4 protein-coding genes and 1 pseudogene are annotated in these 5,559 nt (G+C 35.7%); 4 read left to right on the top strand and 1 reads right to left on the bottom strand.

Going from position 1 to position 5,559, the window contains the following annotated elements; all coding sequences use genetic code 11:
- A pseudogene (locus tag ACKI67_RS01100) lies at positions 1 to 690 on the bottom strand (DNA polymerase II small subunit); the annotation flags it as partial.
- Positions 691 to 1,043: 353 nt separating this feature from the next.
- On the opposite strand from ACKI67_RS01100, the gene ACKI67_RS01105 reads away from it, so the two are divergent.
- The 4 genes from ACKI67_RS01105 (at position 1,044) to ACKI67_RS01120 (ending at position 5,385) form a co-directional block, all read left to right on the top strand.
- The gene (locus ACKI67_RS01105; RefSeq protein ID WP_407461547.1) at positions 1,044 to 1,880 is read left to right on the top strand and encodes a hypothetical protein; all 837 of its coding nucleotides are present in this window, start codon (positions 1,044 to 1,046) and stop codon (positions 1,878 to 1,880) included.
- 169 nt (positions 1,881 to 2,049) lie between these two features.
- Positions 2,050 to 3,147, top strand: a complete 1,098-nt coding sequence (locus ACKI67_RS01110) for a cysteine-rich small domain-containing protein (protein WP_407461548.1) — start codon at positions 2,050 to 2,052, stop codon at positions 3,145 to 3,147.
- 78 nt (positions 3,148 to 3,225) lie between these two features.
- Positions 3,226 to 3,840: a potassium channel family protein gene (locus tag ACKI67_RS01115; protein ID WP_407461549.1), complete on the top strand. Its 615-nt coding sequence runs from the start codon at positions 3,226 to 3,228 to the stop codon at positions 3,838 to 3,840.
- A 219-nt stretch (positions 3,841 to 4,059) separates the two neighbouring features.
- A complete protein-coding gene (locus ACKI67_RS01120) occupies positions 4,060 to 5,385 on the top strand; it encodes a magnesium transporter (RefSeq protein WP_407461550.1) in 1,326 nt (441 codons plus the stop codon).
- Positions 5,386 to 5,559 lie beyond the last annotated feature (174 nt).

A 5,559-nucleotide genomic window follows, 5' to 3' on the forward strand; every position in this document is an offset into this window, starting at 1 on the left:
GCTTGTATAAGATTGATTGCTTGTGTCTTTTATGACTTTGAACTTGTCGAAACTGACCTTGGATTCTGTAAGGTTTCTTTTGTATTTCATTTTGGTGTCTTCGGAGACTTCTGTATCCTTGATGATTACTACATCCTCACGAGAATAGTTTGTTGTTTCCGGTTGAGGACTTGTGGATGTTTCAATAGCTTCTGTCTCTTCAGGAGTGTCCTTTTCCATAGCTTTTGTTTCAACATCTGTATCTTTTGTCTCTACTGCAGGTGTTTCTACAGGGACATCTCTTTCTATAGCTTTTGTTTCAGCTATTGGTTTTTCTTCAACTTTTGGTTTCGCTTTTTCCTCTGTCAATCCAAGATTAGGTTCTTCCCTTTTGCCTATAAGCGGTTTTTCTATAGTATGGCCGGTTTCTAATTTTGTTTCTGTTTGTGGTGGTTTGGATTCAGCATTTACTTCTGCTGCAGATTGGCCCATATCTACCTTATCCCTATTCATTTTTATGTTAAGGCCCATCTTTTCTAATGTTTCAAGATCAACTGGAACCATGTCTTTAGAATAATTACCGCTTTTCAATTTGACAATTATGTCTGAACTTAAATTTATAGGATTTTCAGAGTTCTTGATTAGCTCATAAGCCTCTGGAGATAGAATTATCCCTTTCCTCGCAAATTTAATAAGTATTTCAGCTGACATATTATTCCTCTTTGTTTTTGTGTTAAAAAACTAAAGTTTTTAACTATTATTCCTCTTGTTTTTTCGTTGAAAACCTAGTTTTTAACTTAATTGAAATAGTTCCATTACATTCGAATATCTAAATTAAAAGTCTTATACTTATACTATCTTTTTATTAGTTAATAAAATAATCTATATTGCCTCATTTTTCGATAATTTTATTATATATAAATAATATAATTTAGTTCATTATAAGATACTAACTATATATTTTCATCACATTTAAAATTAATCATTGAAGAATTCGGATGAAAAAGATTGTTAAAAAAATGTTTGCTTATAAAAATTAAAAAATTAATTCATAAAGGGATAAAATGAAAATTTCAAGAATCATACTTATATTGTTATTATTTTTTGTATTTTTTGAAATAGGACTATTCAGTTCCTACACCTTGGCAACTGGAGAAGTTCCGGATCCAGGAGAATTAATAAATATGCAAGTTGGCACAATAACCTCATTGTTCAGTGCCGACAATGTTGGCGGATTGCTTATTAAAGATCCAGATAGCGTAAATATTACAAACAAATTCGAATTGGCTGACAAGCTGTCAGAGATAGCCGATGTTGATGGGGTCAATGTGGATGACCTCAACATTACAACTGTTGAAGATAGTGACAAAGAGGAATTCAACGTTACAGTAACAGCTTTCGGTTATTCCAAACCTACTGGTAAGTCAGGTTCCATTGTAATCAATGCCGAACCGGATTACAAAATCATTGCTACAGGTGTTGCAAAACACACAGTCAATGGTATTCAAGTGGATTTGGATTCTTTGAAAGTGGATTCAATCTTGAAGATATTTGATGCAGATGACAGCAGCTATTCCATCTTGGATGATGACTTTAACTCTACAAAATCAAGTTCAAGCTCAAGCTATAAGTCCTCATCCAAATACAGTTCAAGCTCCAGCAGTTCCAGTTCAAGCAGTTCAAGCTCAAGTGGCGGAAGCTCATCTGGCGGCAGTTCTAGCGGAGGCTCTTCTGATGGAGGTTCCTCTGGTGGTTCCGGAGGCGGATCTTCAGGTGGAGGTTCCTCTGGTGGTGGCTCTTCTGAAGGTGGAAGTTCTGGCGGAGGATCTTCAGGTGGAGGTTCCTCTGGTGGAGGCAGTGAAGAAAGTGGATTATTAGTAACCATTTTTTCATTGTTTTAAATGATTTTTAAATTATTTTTAGCTATTGTAGTTAATATTTAATTTAAACCTTGATTTAAATTATAATTGCCTTTTATGGCCGATATTTAATTTATACGCTTAACTAATTATTTATTAATGGATTATTCAAATTAAAAAATACAAAACAAAGACCTTTTTAGGTGATATCATGATTAATCTTGTTTATATCGGTTCTGATATAGGAGATATTACTGTAAATGCATTCAATGCAATAACAGAGTCTGACATTATACTCAATTATGATGATATTGACTTGAGTATTTTAGATGAATATATTAAGGATAAGGAGATTATTTCAAACGTCGTGGATGACAGTGAAGATGCAGACATCTACTCTAAACTTGAGGAATCATATTCAAAGATAGAATATTGCGTCTACAAGTCCAGAGAGGACAAGACAGTTACAATCGTTTCCTCAAACAATCCAAATATCTACACAGTAGCCAATGTCCTGATTCAAATCAGCTCAAAGCACAATGACATTGAACTTAAGATTTATCCTGGAGTCAGTCCTGTAGACTATTCAGCATCATTATTAGGTGCTCCATTGAATGACTATGCAGCTATTGACTTAAACAACATAATCGTATCTGAAGAAGAACTTGAAGGCAAGATCAAATCTGCTTTGGAGAATGATTTTGTCCTATTCATCCATAATCTCAAAGGAATCTATGGCGAAGAGGAGAATCATAACTTCAACATACTTAAACAAATCGTGAATGATTTCAACAATGAGCTATTGGTTGGAATCGTGAATGGCGATTCACATGAAATCTGCAAGTTCAAGGACATCAAAGATGAAAGCATAAATGAAAAGACAACTCTAATCATTGGAAACAGATTGACACATATCCTTGATGACTTTATGGTCACCTCATCTGACTATATAGTAAAGCCGAAATTCATAGAGCAGAACATGGACTTCTTTGAAAGGTACCTTAAGGGCGAGACTCCTAGAGGCCTTGATATGGAATGCGAATATTTGCCATGCCACAAGGAATTGGAGGCATGCGATTTCTGCTACTGTCCTTTCTACCCTTGTGCTGATGGCGTCACTGGTGGGGAATGGATCAAGGAGAAGAATGTTTGGAGCTGTCAATACTGTGACTGGATTCATCTTGAAGAGCCATGCCTAGCCATTAGGGAAGGACTTGATGGAATCCTTGAAGAAACAGAAGATTTGAAAACCAAACATATAGAATTGTTGAAATTAAGACGCCAAAGTCTTTTGAAGACTTTAAAATAGCTATTTAAATCATCTGTGGATTAAATAGCTTTTAATCATACTTATTTATTACATATTAAAGTTAAAGAAGGTTTTAAAATGCCGAGTGTAAAAGATATTTTAATTGAAATGAAAGATATGTCGGAATTAATGGTCGATTTAGCATATTCTGCTGTATTGTTTAATAACAAAGCTGCAGCAGAAGAAGTATTGACCCTTGAAAACAGGCTCAACAGCATGAACTATGAAATCAAGAAACAGTCTCTTGTAGCTGCACGTTCACTTGAAGATGCAGAAAAGTTGACTACATTGCTTGAGATTGCTGAAGCTGCTGAATCTATGGGAAATGCTGCAAAGGATTTAGCTGACTTGACCCTTAAAGGATTCGAGCCACACCCAGTATTCAAGATGGTTATGGAAGAATCCGAAAAGAACATCATTCGTTTGAATGTTGAAGAAAGTTCAGTTTTAGCAAACCAGTCTTTAGGAGAGCTATTGTTGCTTAACCGTACTGGTATGAGAATCATTTCAATAAGACGTGGTGATTCCTGGATTTACGGACCTGACAAAAACACCGTACTCCTTGTTGGAGACGTTTTGATTGCTAAAGGATCCGAGACAGGAACAGAGATTATTGAAAAGTTAGCAGATGGAGAAATTAATTTAGAGGATTTAGGAAATATTGATGAAATCATTGACGACGATGACGATTAGGTCGTTTAAGTCAATTGTAAATTTGTTAGAAAAATAATTTTCAATTAGATTATTTTAAGACAATTTGTTTTATGAGTTTAAGAAATAATTTTCAATTAGATTATTTTAAGACAATTTGTTTTATGAGTTTAAGAAATAATTTTCAATTAAATTATTGATTTAATATGTATGGATGTGACACTATGATGATGGGAGGTGAACCGCTTGAAAAGTCTAATGATGATGATACGTCAGGTTGGGGAATCTACCATTTCAATAGTTGTTAGCATAATTCTATTTTTATTCAATGGCATAAAGTACGTTGTTTCACTTCCTGCCAAATTTGTTGTATACATAAAGGAATTTTTAGCTGATACAGACTCTGTTTTGAAGGAAAGCCTAATTGCCCTTTCCATATGTGCTGTCGGTGACTTGTGTGCAGGAATTATTTTAGGAAACATGGAATTCTTTTTAAAGACCTATCCTGGCCTTATGGTAATCATTCCAGGAGCTATTGGTATGAGAGGAAACATCTTCGGATCCTTCGGTTCAAGATTAAGCACTCACCTCCACATCGGTACCTTGTCTCCGGAATTCAAAAGGTCAGACATTTTGGATGAAAACATTACTGCATCCCTTATCTTGACTATGGTGCTTTCAGTCTTGCTTGCAGTGATTGCCAAGATAATATGTATCATTTTCAACTTTGAAAGCATAAGCCTTTATGACTTTGTAATGATCTCATTTATCGCAGGTCTCTTTTCAACAATAATCATGCTTCCTATTACAATGTTCATTTCACTCAAGAGTTTTGAAGGGGGCTGGGACCCAGACAACATCACAACACCTTTCATTGCAGCTGTTGGTGACTTCTTCACATTGCCGGCAATCATCTTAAGTGTGATGACAGTGAACCTCATAGGTTTCCATCCTATGGTTAAGATGATTCTCTTTGTGGTAATAATCATCATAACTCTCGCATCCCTGATTTCAGGATACACTGCAGACAATGATGTGAGACACATTGTAAGGCAATCCACTCCTGTTCTTTTCTTCTGTTCCATATTGGGAACCGTTGCAGGTGGAATATTGAACAATTCAATCAGCACATTGCTTAACAATCAGACATTGCTTACCCTTGTACCATTGTTCTCCGGTGAAAGTGGCGGTTTGGTAAGCATCTTAGGAGCAAGATTATCCTCTGGTCTCCACTCCGGTTTAATCGACCCTGTACTAAGGCCTAAGAAGCACACTATGGAAAACTTCATAGCTATTGTGACCTTGGCTATAGTGATGTATCCTTTGATTGGATTCTTGGCTGAATCCTCTACATTGGCCTTTGGAAATATTGGTGTGGGATTCCCTCAATCCTTATCAATAAGCCTGCTTGCAGGTATGATACTGATATTGATCATGTTGCTGGTGGTATTCTATATCTCTACAATTTCATATAGAAGAGGATTGGATCCTGATAATATAGTCATTCCGCTATCTACAAGCCTTACAGATTCCATATCCACATTGATCTTGATAGTGGTGTCTTTAGGTATTTTAAACATGTTTTAGTTTATTTTAATTAGATCTATTTTATTTTCCTTTCCATGACTTTTCCATCTCGGCCTTAAAGAATCTGTTCACATTTTCTGCACCGAATATTTCTTCCTCCAAGTCCCAATCGCTTGGATATAGTATAAACGGATATTGCTGGTTTCCTCCAGCTCCACCATGGTTTCCAATCAA

Source organism: Methanobrevibacter sp. (assembly GCF_045577275.1).
Classification (GTDB): Archaea; Methanobacteriota; Methanobacteria; order Methanobacteriales; family Methanobacteriaceae; genus Methanobrevibacter.